The sequence below is a fragment of the Pseudomonas emilianonis genome, assembly GCF_023072625.1.
Classification (GTDB): domain Bacteria; phylum Pseudomonadota; class Gammaproteobacteria; order Pseudomonadales; family Pseudomonadaceae; genus Aquipseudomonas; species Aquipseudomonas paraveronii.
Genome location: NZ_JAKNRV010000088.1, coordinates 1 through 17,069 on the forward strand (window position 1 = coordinate 1; position 17,069 = coordinate 17,069).

Here is a 17,069-nt window from a genome sequence, read left to right on the forward strand (position 1 = left end):
ACGTGCCGGCGGCTTTCCCGGCGCAGACCGGATCTTTACCCAGCAGCAAGCCGGTGTAAGCCGCAAACGTGTCGGCCTGCTGCCTCAAGAGCGCACGCCAGTGCGTGAAGGTGCGGAAATCGTCGACGAACACGGCACCGTGATCGGCAGCGTCTGCAGCGGCGGCTTTGGCCCAAGCCTCGGCGGCCCGTTGGCGATGGCCTACCTGAACAGCGCGTTCACCGCGCTGGATACCGAAGTGTCTGCACTGGTGCGTGGGAAAAAGGTGCCACTACGTGTAAGTAAAATGCCATTTGTGCCGCAACGCTATTACCGCGGCTGATTGACTGTTCCTATAAGTAACGCGGTCGCAATAACGCGCACTAAACTGTAACGCGACCGCCATAAAACAGTGCATTCCCGATAGTCATTGTTATAGGTGTCAACCTATAACAAGTGACTAATTCTATCGAATAAGTCGGTACACGAGTATTCAACGAAATGTCATGAGGCCTAGCAAAAGCTGGGCTTTTTGCAGGGCTTGTTTTTTCTGCATTAGTTGTCGTAGAGTTTGTCCACTGTGTTTGCATGGGTCGCTTGAAACCTGACCTGGGCAGTAGCCAAAGTTTGCTACAACCCGTTCGACGTCTCTTACTTTCCTGCAACCCAGCCCAGTACTCTTTCATGCGAAAGGGACTGTCATTCATTTTTAGCGTCAAGGAAATAAGAAAATGTCGGATAAACGTCAGAGCGGTACCGTCAAGTGGTTCAACGACGAAAAAGGGTTTGGTTTTATCACTCCAGAAAGCGGTCCGGATCTGTTCGTGCATTTCCGCGCTATTCAGGGCAACGGCTTCAAGAGCCTGAAAGAAGGCCAGAAAGTGTCTTTCGTGGCCGTGCAAGGCCAGAAAGGCATGCAGGCTGACGAAGTGATCCCCGAAGCCTGATCCTTCCTGCGACAAAAAGCCCCTGATGGTGACATCAGGGGCTTTTTTATGGGCGCGTGAAGGGTGTTGCACCGTAAAATGCTTTTTTCTTCAGAGAGCCCTGCCATGTCCAAACCCCTGCTGAGCCCCCAAGGCGAATTTCCCGCCGTTGGCCTGGGCCGTCGTCTGGCAGCGATGTTCTATGACTTCCTCCTCTGCACTGCACTGCTGATTGTCACGGCCTTTATCTACAAGCTGGTGTGGATCGCGTTCGTGGGCGAAGCCAAAATGCGCACCCTCACCGAATCCGGCACGCTGGACGGTGACCCGTTGCTGTCGACAATTCTGTTCTTCGTGCTGTTTGGCTTCTTCGCCAAGTTCTGGACCCATTCCGGGCAAACCCTGGGCATGCAGGTGTGGGGCGTGCGCGTACAGAACGCCGACGGCTCGCGGATCAGCCTGTGGCAGGCGCTGTTGCGCTTTGTGGTGTCGATCGCATCGTGGTTGTGCGTGGGGCTGGGGTTTATCTGGTCGCTGTTCGACAAGCAGAAACGCAGCTGGCATGACATTTATTCTGACACGCAGTTGGTGCAGGTTCCGAAGCGGAAAAAATAACGCCCTGCTGGTGCGGATCAAAATGTGGGAGGGGGCAAGCCCCCTCCCACATTTTTTACCGCGTTCGACTATGCGTTGCCGGCCAGCTTCAGGCGCGCCGCTTGGGTGAAGTCGAGCATGCGCTTGAGCGGGCGCACAGCCTGCGGGATCACCGAAGGCTCGACGAAGATCTCGTTGCTGCCCTCACGCAGGCACTGCAACGTGCGCTCCAACGTATTCATCGCCATCCACGGGCAGTGCGCGCAACTGCGGCACGCCGCGCCGTTGCCGGCGGTAGGCGCTTCGATGAAGACCTTGTCCGGGCACAGCTGCTGCATCTTGTAGAAAATGCCGCGGTCGGTGGCGACGATGAACGTTTTGTTCGGTAAACGCTGAGCAGCGGCAATCAGTTGGCTGGTGGAGCCCACCGCATCCGCCAGCTCGATCACCGACGTCGGGGATTCCGGGTGGACCAGGATCGCCGCGTCCGGGTACAGCGCCTTCATGTCTTCCAGTTGCTTGGACTTGAACTCTTCGTGGACGATGCAGGCACCGTCCCACAGCAGCATGTCGGCACCGGTCTGGCGCTGAATGTAAGTACCCAGGTGCTTGTCCGGCCCCCAGATAATCGTCTCGCCGTTGTCCATCAGGCTTTCGACGATTTCCAGTGCGCAACTGGAGGTCACCACCCAATCCGCCCGCGCCTTGACCGCCGCCGAGGTGTTGGCATACACCACCACGGTGCGCTCAGGGTGCTGATCGCAGAACGCCGAAAACTCATCCACCGGGCAGCCCAGGTCGAGGGAGCACGTGGCTTCCAGGGTCGGCATCAGGATGCGTTTTTCAGGGGTGAGAATTTTGGCAGTCTCGCCCATGAAACGCACGCCGGCGACCAGTACGGTCTTGGCCGGGTGGGCGGCGCCGAAGCGCGCCATTTCGAGGGAATCGGAGACACAGCCGCCGGTTTCTTCGGCCAGGGCCTGAATCACCGGGTCGCAATAGAAATGGGCGACCAGCACCGCGTCCTGAGCTTTGAGCTCGGCGGCGATGGCGGTACGCAGGCTGGCCTCTTCCTCGGCGCTGAGGGCCTTGGGCTGCTTGGCATCGAGGTGGGCTTGAACCAGAAGGCGTTCGGAAATTTGCGTCATGTTCGCAAGACCTGCAGGCGCCGTTGCGCGAAAGTCGAGTGTACCACCGGCTCTGGAGCCCTTCGGGCGCCGCCGGACGAAGTGATGTGTCATCAAGCACGGGTTAAGGTGAAGCTGCGCAAGGCTACAGAATATCGAATGGATTCAAAAGCCTAATCTGGCACGGCGCGGCGCATCTGTCGGACAAAAAAAAGCGGGAAGGCCCATCACTGGGCCTTCCCGCGTTGACCACGATTAACCTCAGCGCATCAGCACATCCGGATCATCCTGCAACAGGACTGAGTCATGCATCTTCGCCAATGCATCCTTCAACGTCGACTGCTCCAGCGCATCCTTGGATTTTTTGCTTTCCCTGCCCGCGTGTTCGAGCAGTGCCAGGTAGTCACGCTTGGATGAGCCTTCCTTCGGCACCACGGTGTCTTCTACCAGGTTGGCCATCACATACTTCTGCGTGTGGGTATTCTGGGAAGCCGACTGTGTGACGGAAGCACGGGTCAATTGGCCGTCTTTGTAGGCAAAGCTCGCGGTGCTGCTGGCCCTGTCCTGTACTTGCACATATAGGTAATTCTGCGATTCGCGACTGCCATCAAACACCGGCGGTTTCCCACCATCAAGGCCTTTGTGGAAGCTCGCCGAAAGCACCGATTGCTGGTTCTGGGTGACGCTGCGATCCGCGCCGCTGCGGCCATTGACCTGGGTTTTTTGCGACACATTGTAGGAAAAGCTGTCGACCTCTGAAGCGCGCATCGGGTTGGAGCTGTCTACGGTCTGCTTGATGGAAGCCTTGAAGTCAGCCAGGCCGGTCAGCAAGCCTTTGTCGCTCGGATTGTTGCTCAAGGCTTCCACGGCGCCAGCGCCTTGTGGGTAGTTACTGTTCATGGCGCTGAACGCGTCTTTGAACATCGCCATCAAGTCAGTGTTGGCACTCCCTCGCTTTTCCACTCGGTCGAACTGGGCGAGGTAGGTTTTCAGCGCGTTGGCCTGCTGTTTGGCATCGCCGAGGATCGCCGCGTTTTTCAGGTCCACCGCCAGGTCAACGCTACCCGCCGGGCCACTCATGCGTGTGGTGCGGCTCTGGCTGTCGGCGTGAAAGGCCAGAGTCAGGTCATCGCCGCCCTGGGACTTCACCTTGGCATTAAGGTCTACGGACGCCAGCACCTTTGAATCAAACTGAGTCAATGGGCTTAGGTCGAGTTTTGGCGGCACGGCGGTCAGGCCATCAACCGAGGCTTGGAAGGCACTGCCCAGTTGACCGACGGCCTTGAGCTCGTCAGCACTTAAATCGCCCCCCTCCACCGTGGCCTGCACGCCCAGCCCATCTTTCTGGCTGGACAGGCTGAAGGTGACGGTCTTGCCGCTGGCGGTCTTGATGCTGAGGCTGACCTGATTCTCGGCCTTACTGTGCAGCACGGTCTGGTCGGCCTTGATCGCACCGGCGTCCCCGGCCCGGTCGGCCGTGGTGTTGAGCACCGACTGTGAAATGCCCGCGCCGCCGCCTTTGGCGAACTGCGCCACCAATGCTGCCCCCAAGCCGCTGTAGCGACTGGCCGTGGAGGCCGAGTTAAAGCTGGTATTGATGATCTTGCTGACTGCGTCCTGGCTGCTATTTTCCCAGGCCCGCACACTTTCCCGACCCGGCATCTGCCCGTCTCGGGAGTAGATATCAACGACATCGGCAGCCGGATTACCGAGGCTGACCACCGAGGCAGGTCGCACCGGCGAGACATCGACAGTGTTCGCCGAAATGGCGAGCGGTGTGGCTGCAGCGCGAACAATGAGGGGATTGCTAGCGATGATCGGAGTTAGCGTAGTCATGACAGTCCGTGTCTTAAAAGCTTAGTAGCCTCCAATCTAGTCAAGATAAGCCGCGATTGACTGCATTAAAGCCGAAATAAGTGGCAAAGAGCCACGTCAAAAAACTGCCTTTTTGCCGCATCGCGCAGACTCAGGAGCTGTAAGTCAACGCAACACATACCGCGCGATCGCTCGTAGGAATATGTACAGAACGTGCCGGCATTATCGAATGCCTTACCACAGCAAAAGCAGTGCAGTGCGTAAGGAAGTCGCTGGTGGGGGGAGGTATCTTAATGACATGATGAAGGCCATTTAACCCGCTCGGCCAAACTCAAATGAATAGCACCGTCGGGATGGGCTCTGAGGCCAGCGAACTGGCCACCTCCGGCCTGGGCCAAAACGAAGCGTTCACCGAGCGCGTACTGGCCAGCATCAACGATTGCATTAAAGTACTCGATCTCGATGCCCGCCTCACGTTCATGAGCGAAGGCGGCCAAAAAATCATGGAGGTCAGTGACTTCAACACTATCCGTGGCTGCTCCTGGCCCGATTTCTGGCAGGATCAAGGCAACCTAGACGCCAAGGCCGCCGTACAGGCCGCCAAAAACGGCGAGAGTGCCAGCTTTATCGGCCCGGCCCAGACCCTGGCCGGTAACCTGAAGTGGTGGCATGTACAGGTCAGCCCGATCCTGGGCAGTAACGGCCGACCGGAACAGATCCTCTGCGTATCCCGCGACATCACGGCCCTACGTGAAGCCGAAGAGGCGTTGCGCAAGCTCAACGAATCCCTGGAACAACGGGTGATAGAACGCACCCGCGACCGTGACCGCATCTGGCGGCTGTCTCCGGACTTGATGCTGGTGGCCCAACTCGACGGCGTGATTTCCGCCGTCAACCCAGCCTGGACTCGCATGCTCGGTCACACCGAACACGACTTGGTGGGCAGCCAGTTGCTGGCCCTGGTACACCCGGACGACCTGGCCGACTCCTCATCGGCAGTCAGCCGCCTGGGAGACGGCAAGAACTTCCCGAACTTCAAGAACCGTTACCGCCACCAGGATGGCAGCTACCGCATGATCGCCTGGACCGCCGTGCCCGATAGCGACTACATCCATGCGGTGGGCCGTGATATCCAGGCTGAAGAAGAAGCCAAGGACGCCCTACGCCTGTCGGAAGACGCCCTGCGTCAGTCCCAGAAACTGGAAACCATTGGCCAACTCACTGGCGGTGTCGCACACGATTTCAATAACCTGCTGACGGTGATCAAATCCTGCGCCGACTTGCTCAAGACCCCGTCGCTGAGCGAAGTGCGGCGCATCAAATACGTGGAAGCCATCGCCAACACGGTCGACCGCGCCGCCCGCCTGACCGCGCAACTGCTGACCTTCGCCCGCCGCCAGGCCCTGCGCCCGGAAGTGTTCAACGTCGGAGACAGCGTGTTGCGGGTGGGCGAGATGATGGACAGCCTGACCGGCTCGCGGATCAAGGTCACCATCGAGGTGCCGGATGAACCCTGCTTTATCAACGCCGATGAAAGCCAGTTCGATACCGCGTTGGTGAACATGGTGGTCAATGCGCGGGATGCCATGTCCGGCAATGGCCACTTGACCATCCAGGTCGCGACAGCCGCCTGGCTACCGTCGGTACGTGCCCACCCGGGGCTGGTCGCCGACTATGTGACCATCACGCTGAGCGACACCGGCACAGGTATTGCGCCGGAAAAACTCGATGCCATCTTCGAGCCCTTCTACACCACCAAAGGCATCGGCCAAGGCACCGGGTTGGGCTTGTCGCAAGTGTTCGGCTTTGCCAAACAGTCGGGCGGGGAAATTCTGGTGCAGAGCGAATGCGGCAAGGGCAGCCAGTTTATGTTGTACCTGCCCAAGGTCGAGGCCAGCACGATGCCGACCTCCCAGGACAACCCTAGCGCACCGATTGTCTCGAACTTGTGCGTGCTGATGGTCGAGGACAACGCCGACGTTGGCCTCTACACCTCGCAAACACTGGAGCAGATGGGCTTTCACGTGTTGTGGGTGCCGAACGCCAAGAGCGCGCTGGAAGCCCTGGCCCCTAACCCGGAAAGTTTCCAGGTGGTGTTCTCCGACATCTCCATGCCGGGTATGAGCGGCCTGGAACTGCTCGACGCAATCGAAGCACTCTACCCGTGGCTGCCCGTGGTGCTCACTACAGGCTACAACGACGAATACGCGCGCATCGCCCAGGAAGAAACCAAGCGCTTTGTGCTGCTGCAAAAGCCCTACGCCACTGAGACGTTGGCCTTACTCCTGCAAAAGGTCATCAAGGGCCGGCTGGGCGGCTCGCTGGGCGGGGAATAGGTCGAAGCGACCTCCGCGTCAGCACGCACGCATAAGCGGAGCCGCGTTTCAGCATCGGAAGGCGGATTGCGTGCGGTGAGACATGGCACGTCAACTTTTTCACAAGGCAAAAAAAAACCCGGAAATCCTCACTTGCGTGGGCCTTCCGGATTTTCTAAACCGCCAAAAATGGTGGGTCGTGTGGGATTCGAACCTACGACCAATTGGTTAAAAGCCAACTGCTCTACCAACTGAGCTAACGACCCGCTGTGTTGTGGCGCGTATAATACTGATTTCTAAGGATTATTCAACACCTTATTTGAAATAAATCAGAAATAACGCGTTGGGTCCGTAATTCCGGCCGCTTGGAAGCCTTCTGCGCGCAGTCGGCAGCTGTCGCATTTCCCACAAGCGCGGCCGTCATCGTCTGCTTGATAGCAGGAAACAGTCAGCGAGTAATCGACGCCAAGTCCTACGCCAGCCTTCACGATATCGGCCTTGCTGAGGTTCTGCAGCGGCGCCAGGATACGGAAGCCCTGCCCCTCTACGCCGGCCTTGGTCGCCAGGTTGGCCATGCGTTCGAACGACTCGACGAACTCTGGGCGGCAGTCCGGGTAGCCGGAATAATCCACCGCGTTAACGCCGATAAAGATATCGCGGGCATTCAGCACTTCTGCCCAGCCGAGGGCCAGGGACAGGAACACGGTGTTGCGCGCCGGTACATAGGTGATCGGGATGCCTTCGCTGGGCGCTTCCGGCACGTCGATGCTGCTGTCGGTGAGGGCCGAGCCGCCGATGCCGTTGAGGTTCAGACCAATGACCTTGTGCTCGGCCACCCCCATGTCGCGGGCGATGCGGGCAGCGGCGTTCAGCTCGGCGCGATGGCGCTGGCCGTAGTCAAAGCTCATGGTGTAGCAGCTGTAGCCTTCAGCCTGCGCCATGGCCACCACCGTGGCGGAGTCGAGGCCACCGGACAGCAGGATCACTGCGCGTTTTTGATCAATCGGTTGTTCGGTCATGTCAGCGTCCCGGCTCGTCGTTCCAAAGGTATTTATGCAGCTGCAGTTGCAGACGGACCGGCAGGTTATCAGCCACCACCCAGTCGGCCAGGTCGCGTGCGTTCAGGTCGTGATGGCTTGGCGAGAACAGCACCTCGCCCGCGCGGCGGTCCAAACCATACTGGATCAGCTTGGAGCTCGCCCAGTCGTAATCGTCGCGCGAACAGATCACGAACTTGACCTGATCGTTGGCTGTCAGCAGGTCCAGGTTCTCGTAGAGGTTGCGATGCGCCTCTTTGGAGCCTGGGGTCTTGAGGTCGACCACTCGGCTCACACGTGGGTCCACAGCGGAAATATCCAGGGCGCCGCTGGTTTCCAGGGACACCTCGTAACCAGCGTCACACAGCTGCTTGAGCAAGGGGATGGCGTTGGGTTGCGCCAACGGCTCGCCGCCTGTCACGCAGACGTAGCGCGGCCGGTAACCGGCAACCTGCTCCAGGATGTCTTCAAGGGTGCGCACGGTGCCGCCACTGAAGGCGTAGGCGCTGTCACAGTACTGGCAACGCAGAGGGCAACCGGTCAGGCGCACAAACACTGTGGGCAGGCCGGCCGTTCGCGTTTCACCCTGTAACGAGTAAAAAACTTCGGTGATGCGTAATGTGTCTTGCATAGTCGCCACGGGCGTAACAGCTAAACAGGCTGTCCGCCTCCGTCAGGCACTTCAAGGAATTGCGCCAACGCGTCAACCCCAGGAAGCGTGTTTCATAAAAGGGCGTGGATTCTAACGAAAAAACCCGCGCCAGGCGCGGGTTTCTTCTAAACGGACTGCATCGCTTACAGGCGCTGCAGGTCGCGTTGAGCCAACTGTGCAGCGGAAGTCCCCGGATACTGGGCAACGACCTGCTGCAGAATGCCTTTGACCTTGTCGGTGTGACCCAGGCGGCGTTCTACGTCAGCGAGTTTGTACAGTGAATCCGGCACCTTGGCGTGCTTGGGGTACAGCTGGCTGACCTTGGCAAATGCCTGGCCTGCCCCCTGCAAATCACCCTTTGCCAGGTTTACCTCACCCAGCCAGTACTGGGCGTTGCCCGCATACTGACTGTTTGGGTAGCGACCAAGGAATGCGGTAAAGGCTTTGCTGGCCTTGTCGAAATCCTTGGCTTTGATCAGGTCGAAGGCCGCATCGTAATACAGTTTTTCCTTCGCCGGATCACCCGGTTCACTGCTGGCAGCAGGGGCTGCGGCCCCTGCTGCTGCTCCACCGGCGGCGGCACTCGGCGCGCCACCGGCAGAAGAATTATCAGGAGTAGCGGCAGGTGTAACGCCGGCTCCTATACGTCGATCAAGATCCTGGTATCGCTCCAGGCCTTCTTGCTTCAGCTGGTTCACTTGATTCTGCAGAACTTCAATGGTGCCTTGTTGCTGCGACAATTGATCCTGCATGCGTTGCAGCTGGTTGAACAGTTCGCCCTGTGCCGAGGGAGCGGACGTAGCCGCCCCCCCAGCATAGGCGCCGTTCGTGCCATAACCCGCTGGCGGATAACTGCTCCCGCTATTGTTATAGCCTGAGTTGCTATCTTCCACAGGAACCGCAGCCCACACCGCAAGCGGCGCGAGGCTGAGAGCCAATACAGTTAGAGCACGACGGCACGTTCGCATGACGAATTACTTACGCAGTTCGACGCGACGGTTTTGAGCCCAGGACTGCTCGTCGTGGCCAGTAGCAACTGGACGCTCTTTACCGTAGGAAACCAGTTCCAGTTGGCCTGGAGCAACACCTTGCAGTACCAGGTAGCGCTGAACGGCTTTCGCACGACGCTCGCCCAGTGCCATGTTGTACTCGCGAGTACCACGTTCGTCAGTGTTACCTTCCAGAACAACGCGAGCGCCGTTAGCTTTCAGGTCCTTCGCGTGAACGTCCAGAGCGCGCATGGCTTCTGGTTTCAGGTCCGAACTGTCGTATTCGAAGTAGAAAGTGGTGATTGCGCGCAGAGCAGCTTCTTCGCTCAGGGAGCCGTCAACTGCACCAGTGTTAGCGCCGTAACCAGCGTTTGGATCAACAGCTGCGCCTTCACCGGCATTGTCGCCGCCTTTAGACGAGCAACCAACGGCTACGGACAGAGCCAGAGCCAGAGCAGCAAACTTACCAAACTTCAGCATTTCCATCGTGAAACTCCTAATGAACCCCAGTGTGTTAAGCAAATCATGTAGCGCCGCGTCAGTTCAGGTAAGGGGACCAGGATGGTTCTCTGACTTCGCCTTGTGCGGTAGGAAGCGGGAGCCTTACGCGTCCATTAATGGACACGAGCATCAAGACTCCCCGGCCCTGCTGGCGGGTGGCGTAGATTACCATGGTGCCGTTGGGCGCAACAGTGGCTGACTCATCAAGGTTGGTATCTGTAAGGATTTTTACGGTTCCGCGCTGCAAATCCTGGGCCGCAACCCGGAAATTAGTGAAACCATCCTGACGGTGAATCATCACCAACGTCTTTTCATCAGCCGAAAGCTTAGGGTTGGCGTTGTAGTTACCAATAAAGGTCACGCGTTCCGCGCCACCGCCACCCACGTTCGTTTTATAAATTTGAGGCTTGCCGCCACGGTCGGAAGTGAAATAGATGGTCGATCCATCTTTACCCCAGAACGGTTCGGTGTTGATACCAGGACCGCTGGTCACGCGGCTGATCTGGCGCGAAGCCATGTTCATCACGTAGATATCCGGGTTGCCGTCTTTGGACAGCACGAATGCCAGGCGCGAACCATCCGGCGACCAGGCTGGCGCACCGTTGAGGCCTTCGAAGTTGGTGATCTGCTCACGACGGCCAGTATCGATGTGCTGGACGAAGATGCGCGGACGTCTCTGTTCAAAGGACACGTAAGCAATGCGCTTGCCGTCCGGCGCGAAGCGCGGCGACAGGATTGGCTCACGCGATTGCAGCAGGGTAACGGCCCGCGCGCCATCATAGTCGGAACGCTGCAGCGTATAGCGCGTGTTATCTACGGAGAAACGCTCAGCCGTTACATAAAGCAGACGCGTCGAGAAAGCACCCTTGATACCGGTGAGTTTTTCAAACGACTGATCCGAGATGTAGTGGGCCATGTCTCGCAATTGCTCGGCGGTGCCCGATACGCTGCCGGTCAAGACCTGCTGCTCGGTCGCTACGTTGAACAAGGTGTACTGGATCTGCAGGCGACCGCCGGCCGGCACGATGCTGCCGACCATAAGGTACTGGGCGCCTACGGCTTTCCAGTCACGGAAGATGACTTCGCTGGCCTGGGTCGGCTGGCTGATCATGTTGCCTTTCGGAATCGGCGCGTAATAACCGGAGTTGCGCAGGTCGTCGCTGACGATCTGGGCCATGTCGTCCGGCAGCACGCTGCCGCCCTGCCAGCCGAACGGTACAACAGCGATCGGGGTGGCCCGATCGCTACCGCTGGTGACCAGGATGTTCTTTTCATCCGCCGCCGCTATCCCTGCCATACAGCAAATAACGACAAGCATTCCTCGAAGAAGGTTTCTCACAAGGCTAAATCCTCAGGTGTGAATGTCATCTTGAATGAACGATAGGGAGCGAAGTCGCTTGGTTTCATTCCCTGCATCTCGGTCAACCGGCCAATATTCTTGACCGCCGCGACCGCCGAACTGTCGAACGAACCGTCACCACTGGACTTGGCCACACTGACCGAAGTCACCGTACCGTCCGGCAACATGCCGATCTGCAGCACTACTGTCATGCCTTTGCGTGCCGAAGGTGGACGCGTCCAACCTTCTGCTGCCCGTGCCCGAATCAGATCGTCGAAACTGCCCGCGACTTCATCGCCACGCTCATCGGCCAAGGCTTGCTGACGCTGCGGCGTGTCGGAGAGTAAATCTGCCAAGGCCTGGGCCTTTTTCTCTTCGGCGGATTTACGCGCTGCTTCCTGGGCCTTTTTCTTGGTGGCGTCGGCGGCAGCTTTCTTCTTCGCGTCGTCGGCGATTTTCTTTTTCGCCTCGTCTGCTTCAGTTTTTTTCTTGGCGTCTTCGGCGGCTTTCTTCTTCGCGTCTTCGACTATCTTTTTCTTGGCTTCTTCAGCGGCCTTTTTCTTGGCCTCTTCTTCAGCAGCTTTTTTGGCTTCTTCTTCAGATTTCTTCTTGGCTATATCAGCCAATTGTTTCTCTTCAGCTTTTTTAGCTTCGGCAGCTTTCTCGGACTTTTTGGCTTCATCAGCCTTTTTCGCCTCGTCAGCCTTCTTCGCTTCGTCAGCTTTTTTCGATTCCTCGGCCTTTTGAGCAGCCTCTTCTTTCTTTTGTTCCGCAGCAGCCTTCACCGCTTCCTGCTCGACCTTCTTCTGTTCCATCTGCTCGACTTCAGTCTGGCGCGCAGCCGACTTCTGGGCCTCACCCGCAATCTTCTGATTGGTCTGGGTGGTGGCCTGACTTTTCGATTTCAGCTGATACAGGGTCGCCTGCACGATCGGCTTGGCTGGCGGCAGGTCCGGGGTCATGGCAAAGCTGACGAACAGCATGCCAAACACCAGGACGTGCAGGGCAATTGCCCAGACGCTAGGCCAGAAGAAGCTTTCCGAGGCGGACGGCTCTCGCTGTTGGTGCATCAGGGCGCCTCGGTAATCAAGCCAACGTTACCGACGCCGGCCTTCTGCAGCCCGCCCATGGCGCCCATGACGGAGCCATAGTCGACGACTTTATCGCCGCGAATGAACACCTGGGTGTGCTTGCCGCCCTCGTTGCCGGACCGGATGATCTTGGTCACGGCATCGGTCATCTGCGGCAAGGTCATGGCCTTGTCCTGCTGTTTCTGGGTGTCGACTTCGCTGCCAAGGTTCCAGTAATAGGTCTTGTCAGCCTTGATCGAAATGGTCAGGACCTGAGTGTTGTTGTCTTGCGGCAAGGCTTCGCTGGAAACCTTGGGCAGATCAACCTTCACGCCCTGATTGAGCATCGGCGCGGTCACCATGAAGATCACCAGCAGCACCAGCATCACGTCGATGTAAGGCACTACGTTCATCTCGGCGACCGGCTTGCGCTTTTTGCGAGCTCGAGCGATTAAAGCCATTGGGAATTACCTGCTTATTCTTCGCTGGTGTGCACTTTACGGTGCAGGATCGCCTGGAATTCGTCGGCGAAGGTGTAGTAACGGCTGATCAAGGTTTCACCGCGCGCGGCGAAGCGGTTGTAGGCGATTACCGCCGGGATCGCAGCGAACAGGCCGATCGCGGTGGCGACCAAGGCTTCGGCGATACCCGGGGCCACGGTGGCCAGGGTCGCTTGCTGGGCCTGGGCCAGGCCGCGGAAGGAGTTCATGATCCCCCACACGGTACCGAACAGGCCGATGTACGGGCTGACGGAGCCCACGGTGGCGAGGAACGGCAGGCTCTGCTCCAGCTTTTCTTCTTCGCGGGATATGGCCACACGCATGGCACGGGCCACGCCTTCCATGACCGCTTCCGGGTCGACGCCCGGCTGCTGGCGCAGGCGGGAAAATTCCTTGAAGCCGGCACGGAAGATCTGCTCGACGCCCGAATCCGGGTCAGGGTTGCTGCCTGCCTGGCGATACAGTTTGGACAGGTCGATACCCGACCAGAAGCGCTCTTCGAAGCTCTCCAGGGCTCGTCGACCGGCACGCAGCAGGTTGCTGCGCTGAAAAATCATGACCCAGGATGTAACCGATGCGGCTAACAGGATCAGCATCACCAGTTGAACCACGACACTGGCATTACTGACCAGGCTCCACATGGAGGAATGGTCGACGACGGTAGGTTCCACGCTAAATCTCCTGCTTTGATTGTTTACCCGCGCCGCTCACGGCAGCAAAGGCCGCACGTAGAGTTTCGGGAATGGCCCGAGGTTTCAAACTATTGGTGCGCACACACGCCACCAGGAACTGCCCCTCACAGAGCAGCGTTGCATCCGTAGCCCGCCTGACCTGCTGTTTAAAGCGCAGGCTGACCCGGTTCAATTCGATTACTTCAGCGCTGACCAGCAGCTCATCGTCCAATCGCGCGGGTGCGTAATAACGCGCCTCGCTGGAATGCACGACAAACAACAGGTCCTCTCCTGCCAGCTGGGATTGGGCAAAGCCCAGCTCCCGTAGCCGCTCGGTTCGAGCCCGCTCCATGAACTTGAGGTAGTTGACGTAATACACGATGCCGCCAGCATCGGTGTCCTCGTAATAAACGCGACAGCGATGTGCGAACGACTGATCCCCGTTTTGCGCGCGCATACTCTAGTGCTTACTCCTCAGGTTGCCAATCCGCTCAGGCAACTGTTTTTTCATTCGCTGAAACATTTTCAATGACTGAATGACGACGCCAGCCACTAGGACAGCACAAACCTCGAATAAATCGATGAACAAAGTCCTTTTAATCGTCCACTGCATCGAGGAATTCGTCTACCACGGGCATCTCGCCCAATCGTGACGGAATGTTTAGCCCAAAGTGCAAATAGGCATGCCGGGTAACCACCCTGCCCCGCGGCGTGCGCATGATGTAGCCCTGCTGGATCAGGTACGGCTCCAGCACGTCCTCAATGGTATGGCGCTCTTCACTGATGGCGGCCGCCAGGCTGTCCACGCCCACCGGGCCACCGTCGAACTTCTCGATCATGGTCAGGAGTAACCGTCGATCCTGGTGATCGAAGCCGTGCTCATCCACGTCCAGCAGGTTCAACGCCAGGTCGGCCACAGGCTTGGTGATATGCCCCTTGGCCCGCACTTCGGCAAAGTCACGCACGCGCCGCAGCAAGCGGTTGGCGATCCGTGGCGTGCCCCGCGCCCGACGGGCGATTTCAAACGCGCCTTCGGGGTCCAGGGGCAGGCCGAGAATGCCGGCCGAACGGCTGACGATGGTCGCCAGGTCCGCGGTGCTATAGAACTCTAGACGTTGAACAATACCGAAACGGTCTCGCAACGGGTTGGTCAGCATGCCCGCACGCGTGGTCGCGCCCACCAGGGTGAACGGCGGCAGGTCGAGCTTGATCGAGCGGGCCGCAGGGCCTTCACCGATCATGATGTCGAGCTGGAAGTCCTCCATCGCCGGGTACAACACTTCCTCGACGATGGGCGACAGCCGGTGGATTTCGTCGATAAACAGCACGTCGTGCGGTTCGAGGTTGGTCAACAACGCCGCCAGGTCGCCCGGACGCTCCAGCACCGGGCCGGAGGTGGACTTGATCGACACCCCCATTTCCTGGGCGATGATGTTGGCTAGAGTGGTTTTACCCAACCCCGGCGGGCCGAAGATCAAGGTGTGATCCAGGGATTCACTGCGCCCACGCGCGGCCTGGATGAACAACTCCATTTGCTCACGCACGGTGGGCTGACCGATGTAGTCGGCCAGGCTCAGGGGGCGGATGGCGCGATCCTGGATTTCTTCACGGTCACGGGGCCCCGTGGCCGCGATCAGACGATCAGCTTCAATCACTTAAATCATTCCCTTCAGGGCTCGGCGGATCATGTCTTCGCTGCTCAGGTTCTTGTCCTTGATGGCCGACACCGCTTTGCTGGCTTCCTGCGGCTTGTAGCCCAGGGAGATCAGCGCGCTGACCGCATCGCTTTCGGCACTCGCCACCTGGCCCGCCGGCAGATCCGGCTGGTTCGGCACCAGCGCGAACATGCTCGGGGCGACTTCCCAGGCCTTGAAACGGTCCTTGAGCTCCACCAGCAGGCGTTCGGCGGTTTTTTTGCCGACCCCCGGCACCTTGGTCAGCGCCGAGGTGTCCTGGGCCGAAACGGCGCGCACCAGTTCATCCACTTCCAGGCTCGACATCAGCGCCAGGGCCAGTTTCGGCCCTACGCCATTGAGGCGAATCAATTCGCGGAAGAAGTCACGGTCACGCTTGCCAATGAAACCATAGAGCAGCTGCGCATCTTCGCGCACCACAAGGTGAGTATGCAGGGTCAGTGGCTCGCCAACCGACGGAAGGCGGTACAGGGTGGTCATGGGCACTTCCAGCTCATACCCCAGCCCGTTGACATCCAGAATCAGGTGCGGCGGCTGTTTCTCAGCCAGGGTGCCGCGCAAGCGTCCAATCACGGTTCAAATCCTTAAGGCTTGGGGTCAGAGCGAGGCCTGACCGGAAATAACGATTGCGCCGATGCTATCAGAGACGTAGCCGCCCGCCACGACTGCGTGCCGCCCCCAGGCCGTGAGGCAGCAGGCTGGAACGGGTGTGCGCGTGGCAAATGGCGATGGCCAGGGCGTCGGAGGCGTCGATCTGCGGCTTGGCGGTGAGCTTGAGCATGTGCATGACCATCATCTGCACCTGTTCTTTATTGGCCGCACCGGTGCCGACCACGGCCTGCTTGACCTGGGTGGCGGTGTACTCGGCGATTTCCATGGCCTCTTCGGCACCTGCCACGATGGCGGCGCCACGGGCCTGACCGAGCTTGAGGGCCGAGTCGGCGTTTTTCGCCATGAACACCTTTTCGATCCCCATCGTCACCGGTTTGTAGGTCTGGATCACTTCACGCACACCGCGATAGACGATCTGCAGGCGCTCGGCCAACTCGCCCGAGCCAGTGCGGATGCAGCCCGAGGCGACATACACGCAGCCGCGCGGGGTGTGTTGCACCACGCCAAAGCCGGTGATGCGCGAACCGGGGTCGATACCTAGGATTAAAGTCATAACGCCTGCAGGTCGGGTAAACACAATTTTTGATACAGGGAAGATCCAATGTGGGAGGGGGCTTGCTCCCGATGGCAGTGGTTCAGTCGATTTATAAATGACTGACACACCGCCATCGGCAGCAAGCCCCCTCTCACATGTTGATCCACATCGCCCTTCAGCCCAGTTGCTCGGCTACCGACTCTGGAATGTCAGCATTAGAGTAGACGTTCTGCACGTCATCCAGGTCCTCAAGCATATCCAGCATCTTCAGCACTTTCTGCGCGCCGTCCAGGTCCAGTTCGGCGCTGGTGGTCGGCAGCATCACGATTTCCGCGTCGGTGCCTTTGAAACCAGCGGTTTCCAGCGCGTTACGCACCGCATAGAACCCGGCGAACGAGGTGAACACGTCGATGGAGCCATCTTCATTGGTCACCACGTCGTCAGCATCCGCTTCCATCGCGGCTTCCATCAACGCGTCTTCATCCACATCCGGCGCAAAGGAAATCTGGCCCTTGCGCTCGAACAGGTAGGCCACCGAGCCATCCGTGCCAAGGTTGCCACCGCACTTGCTGAAGGCGTGGCGCACGGCCGCAGCGGTACGGTTGCGGTTATCGGTCATGCACTCGACCATCACCGCCACGCCGCCCGGGCCGTAGCCTTCGTAGGTCAGCTCGACCATGTCGTCGGTATCGGCCGCACCGGCGCCACGGGCC

The 17,069-nt window shown here is 58.9% G+C and carries 19 protein-coding genes and 1 tRNA gene; 4 read left to right on the top strand and 16 right to left on the bottom strand.

Going from position 1 to position 17,069, the window contains the following annotated elements; genetic code table 11:
- The 3 genes from L9Z73_RS11775 to L9Z73_RS11785 form a co-directional block, all read left to right on the top strand.
- A partial coding sequence (locus L9Z73_RS11775; protein ID WP_282598595.1) for a glycine cleavage T C-terminal barrel domain-containing protein occupies nucleotides 1-322 on the top strand: 322 nt, incomplete at its 5' end.
- A gap of 388 nt (nucleotides 323-710) precedes the next feature.
- The gene (locus tag L9Z73_RS11780) at nucleotides 711-926 is read left to right on the top strand and encodes a cold-shock protein (RefSeq protein WP_247400485.1); all 216 of its coding nucleotides are present in this window, start codon (nucleotides 711-713) and stop codon (nucleotides 924-926) included.
- 105 nt (nucleotides 927-1,031) lie between these two features.
- The gene (locus L9Z73_RS11785) at nucleotides 1,032-1,520 is read left to right on the top strand and encodes an RDD family protein (RefSeq protein ID WP_247400487.1); all 489 of its coding nucleotides are present in this window, start codon (nucleotides 1,032-1,034) and stop codon (nucleotides 1,518-1,520) included.
- Between the two features lie 68 nt (nucleotides 1,521-1,588).
- Here the strand turns inward: L9Z73_RS11785 and nadA are convergent, their stop codons facing one another.
- Together nadA and L9Z73_RS11795 are read right to left on the bottom strand one after the other, a co-directional pair.
- Entirely contained in the window at nucleotides 1,589-2,647 is a 1,059-nt protein-coding gene (nadA, locus tag L9Z73_RS11790; RefSeq protein WP_247400491.1) for a quinolinate synthase NadA, read from the bottom strand.
- Between the two features lie 240 nt (nucleotides 2,648-2,887).
- Nucleotides 2,888-4,288: a lactate dehydrogenase gene (locus L9Z73_RS11795; RefSeq protein WP_247400520.1), complete on the bottom strand. Its 1,401-nt coding sequence runs from the start codon at nucleotides 4,286-4,288 to the stop codon at nucleotides 2,888-2,890.
- A 488-nt stretch (nucleotides 4,289-4,776) separates the two neighbouring features.
- Here L9Z73_RS11795 and L9Z73_RS11800 point away from each other — a divergent pair, with 488 nt between their 5' ends.
- Nucleotides 4,777-6,777 (top strand): hybrid sensor histidine kinase/response regulator, encoded by a 2,001-nt coding sequence (locus L9Z73_RS11800; RefSeq protein WP_247400493.1) that lies wholly within the window; start codon nucleotides 4,777-4,779, stop codon nucleotides 6,775-6,777.
- 169 nt (nucleotides 6,778-6,946) lie between these two features.
- Here the strand turns inward: L9Z73_RS11800 and L9Z73_RS11805 are convergent.
- From L9Z73_RS11805 to L9Z73_RS11870, 14 genes are all read right to left on the bottom strand, one after another.
- Nucleotides 6,947-7,022: transfer RNA gene (locus L9Z73_RS11805), tRNA-Lys, on the bottom strand.
- A gap of 63 nt (nucleotides 7,023-7,085) precedes the next feature.
- Nucleotides 7,086-7,760: a 7-cyano-7-deazaguanine synthase QueC gene (queC, locus tag L9Z73_RS11810; protein WP_247400521.1), complete on the bottom strand. Its 675-nt coding sequence runs from the start codon at nucleotides 7,758-7,760 to the stop codon at nucleotides 7,086-7,088.
- A gap of 16 nt (nucleotides 7,761-7,776) precedes the next feature.
- Nucleotides 7,777-8,424 carry a 7-carboxy-7-deazaguanine synthase QueE gene (gene queE, locus L9Z73_RS11815; RefSeq protein WP_017847133.1) on the bottom strand — a complete coding sequence of 216 codons (648 nt, stop codon included), beginning with the start codon at nucleotides 8,422-8,424 and terminating at the stop codon, nucleotides 7,777-7,779.
- A gap of 164 nt (nucleotides 8,425-8,588) precedes the next feature.
- Complete coding sequence (gene ybgF / locus L9Z73_RS11820) at nucleotides 8,589-9,413, bottom strand: tol-pal system protein YbgF (protein WP_247400509.1); 825 nt, start codon at nucleotides 9,411-9,413, stop codon at nucleotides 8,589-8,591.
- Nucleotides 9,414-9,419: 6 nt separating this feature from the next.
- Nucleotides 9,420-9,920: a peptidoglycan-associated lipoprotein Pal gene (gene pal / locus L9Z73_RS11825; protein ID WP_003209827.1), complete on the bottom strand. Its 501-nt coding sequence runs from the start codon at nucleotides 9,918-9,920 to the stop codon at nucleotides 9,420-9,422.
- A 52-nt stretch (nucleotides 9,921-9,972) separates the two neighbouring features.
- Nucleotides 9,973-11,253 (bottom strand): Tol-Pal system beta propeller repeat protein TolB, encoded by a 1,281-nt coding sequence (gene tolB / locus L9Z73_RS11830; protein WP_247400523.1) that lies wholly within the window; start codon nucleotides 11,251-11,253, stop codon nucleotides 9,973-9,975.
- A gap of 17 nt (nucleotides 11,254-11,270) precedes the next feature.
- Nucleotides 11,271-12,344 (bottom strand): cell envelope integrity protein TolA, encoded by a 1,074-nt coding sequence (tolA, locus tag L9Z73_RS11835; RefSeq protein ID WP_247400510.1) that lies wholly within the window; start codon nucleotides 12,342-12,344, stop codon nucleotides 11,271-11,273.
- Nucleotides 12,344-12,796, bottom strand: a complete 453-nt coding sequence (tolR, locus tag L9Z73_RS11840) for a protein TolR (RefSeq protein ID WP_161630238.1) — start codon at nucleotides 12,794-12,796, stop codon at nucleotides 12,344-12,346. The genes tolA and tolR overlap by 1 nt, the downstream gene beginning before the upstream one ends.
- Nucleotides 12,797-12,819: 23 nt before the next feature.
- Nucleotides 12,820-13,515 carry a protein TolQ gene (gene tolQ / locus L9Z73_RS11845; protein ID WP_017847129.1) on the bottom strand — a complete coding sequence of 232 codons (696 nt, stop codon included), beginning with the start codon at nucleotides 13,513-13,515 and terminating at the stop codon, nucleotides 12,820-12,822.
- Between the two features lies 1 nt (nucleotide 13,516).
- The gene (gene ybgC / locus L9Z73_RS11850) at nucleotides 13,517-13,972 is read right to left on the bottom strand and encodes a tol-pal system-associated acyl-CoA thioesterase (protein ID WP_247400512.1); all 456 of its coding nucleotides are present in this window, start codon (nucleotides 13,970-13,972) and stop codon (nucleotides 13,517-13,519) included.
- Between the two features lie 139 nt (nucleotides 13,973-14,111).
- Complete coding sequence (gene ruvB / locus L9Z73_RS11855) at nucleotides 14,112-15,170, bottom strand: Holliday junction branch migration DNA helicase RuvB (protein WP_024077146.1); 1,059 nt, start codon at nucleotides 15,168-15,170, stop codon at nucleotides 14,112-14,114.
- Nucleotides 15,171-15,782 (bottom strand): Holliday junction branch migration protein RuvA, encoded by a 612-nt coding sequence (ruvA, locus tag L9Z73_RS11860; RefSeq protein ID WP_247400514.1) that lies wholly within the window; start codon nucleotides 15,780-15,782, stop codon nucleotides 15,171-15,173.
- Between the two features lie 67 nt (nucleotides 15,783-15,849).
- A complete protein-coding gene (gene ruvC / locus L9Z73_RS11865; protein WP_247400516.1) occupies nucleotides 15,850-16,374 on the bottom strand; it encodes a crossover junction endodeoxyribonuclease RuvC in 525 nt (174 codons plus the stop codon).
- A gap of 157 nt (nucleotides 16,375-16,531) precedes the next feature.
- Nucleotides 16,532-17,069, bottom strand: a 538-nt coding sequence (locus tag L9Z73_RS11870) for a YebC/PmpR family DNA-binding transcriptional regulator (RefSeq protein ID WP_247400518.1), incomplete at its 5' end; no start/stop codon positions are given.

Bases quoted from the DNA above. Each gene is read 5' to 3' on its own strand.
- queE (WP_017847133.1), bottom strand. From the start codon at position 8,424: ATGCAAGACACATTACGCATCACCGAAGTTTTTTACTCGTTACAGGGT.
- L9Z73_RS11795 (WP_247400520.1), bottom strand. From the start codon at position 4,288: ATGCCGGGTCGGGAAAGTGTGCGGGCCTGGGAAAATAGCAGCCAGGAC.
- L9Z73_RS11785 (WP_247400487.1), top strand. From the start codon at position 1,032: ATGTCCAAACCCCTGCTGAGCCCCCAAGGCGAATTTCCCGCCGTTGGC.
- nadA (WP_247400491.1), bottom strand. From the start codon at position 2,647: ATGACGCAAATTTCCGAACGCCTTCTGGTTCAAGCCCACCTCGATGCC.
- L9Z73_RS11780 (WP_247400485.1), top strand. From the start codon at position 711: ATGTCGGATAAACGTCAGAGCGGTACCGTCAAGTGGTTCAACGACGAA.
- tolA (WP_247400510.1), bottom strand. From the start codon at position 12,344: ATGCACCAACAGCGAGAGCCGTCCGCCTCGGAAAGCTTCTTCTGGCCT.
- L9Z73_RS11800 (WP_247400493.1), top strand. From the start codon at position 4,777: ATGAATAGCACCGTCGGGATGGGCTCTGAGGCCAGCGAACTGGCCACC.
- ruvC (WP_247400516.1), bottom strand. From the start codon at position 16,374: ATGACTTTAATCCTAGGTATCGACCCCGGTTCGCGCATCACCGGCTTT.
- ybgC (WP_247400512.1), bottom strand. From the start codon at position 13,972: ATGCGCGCGCAAAACGGGGATCAGTCGTTCGCACATCGCTGTCGCGTT.
- pal (WP_003209827.1), bottom strand. From the start codon at position 9,920: ATGGAAATGCTGAAGTTTGGTAAGTTTGCTGCTCTGGCTCTGGCTCTG.
- tolB (WP_247400523.1), bottom strand. From the start codon at position 11,253: ATGCTTGTCGTTATTTGCTGTATGGCAGGGATAGCGGCGGCGGATGAA.
- ybgF (WP_247400509.1), bottom strand. From the start codon at position 9,413: ATGCGAACGTGCCGTCGTGCTCTAACTGTATTGGCTCTCAGCCTCGCG.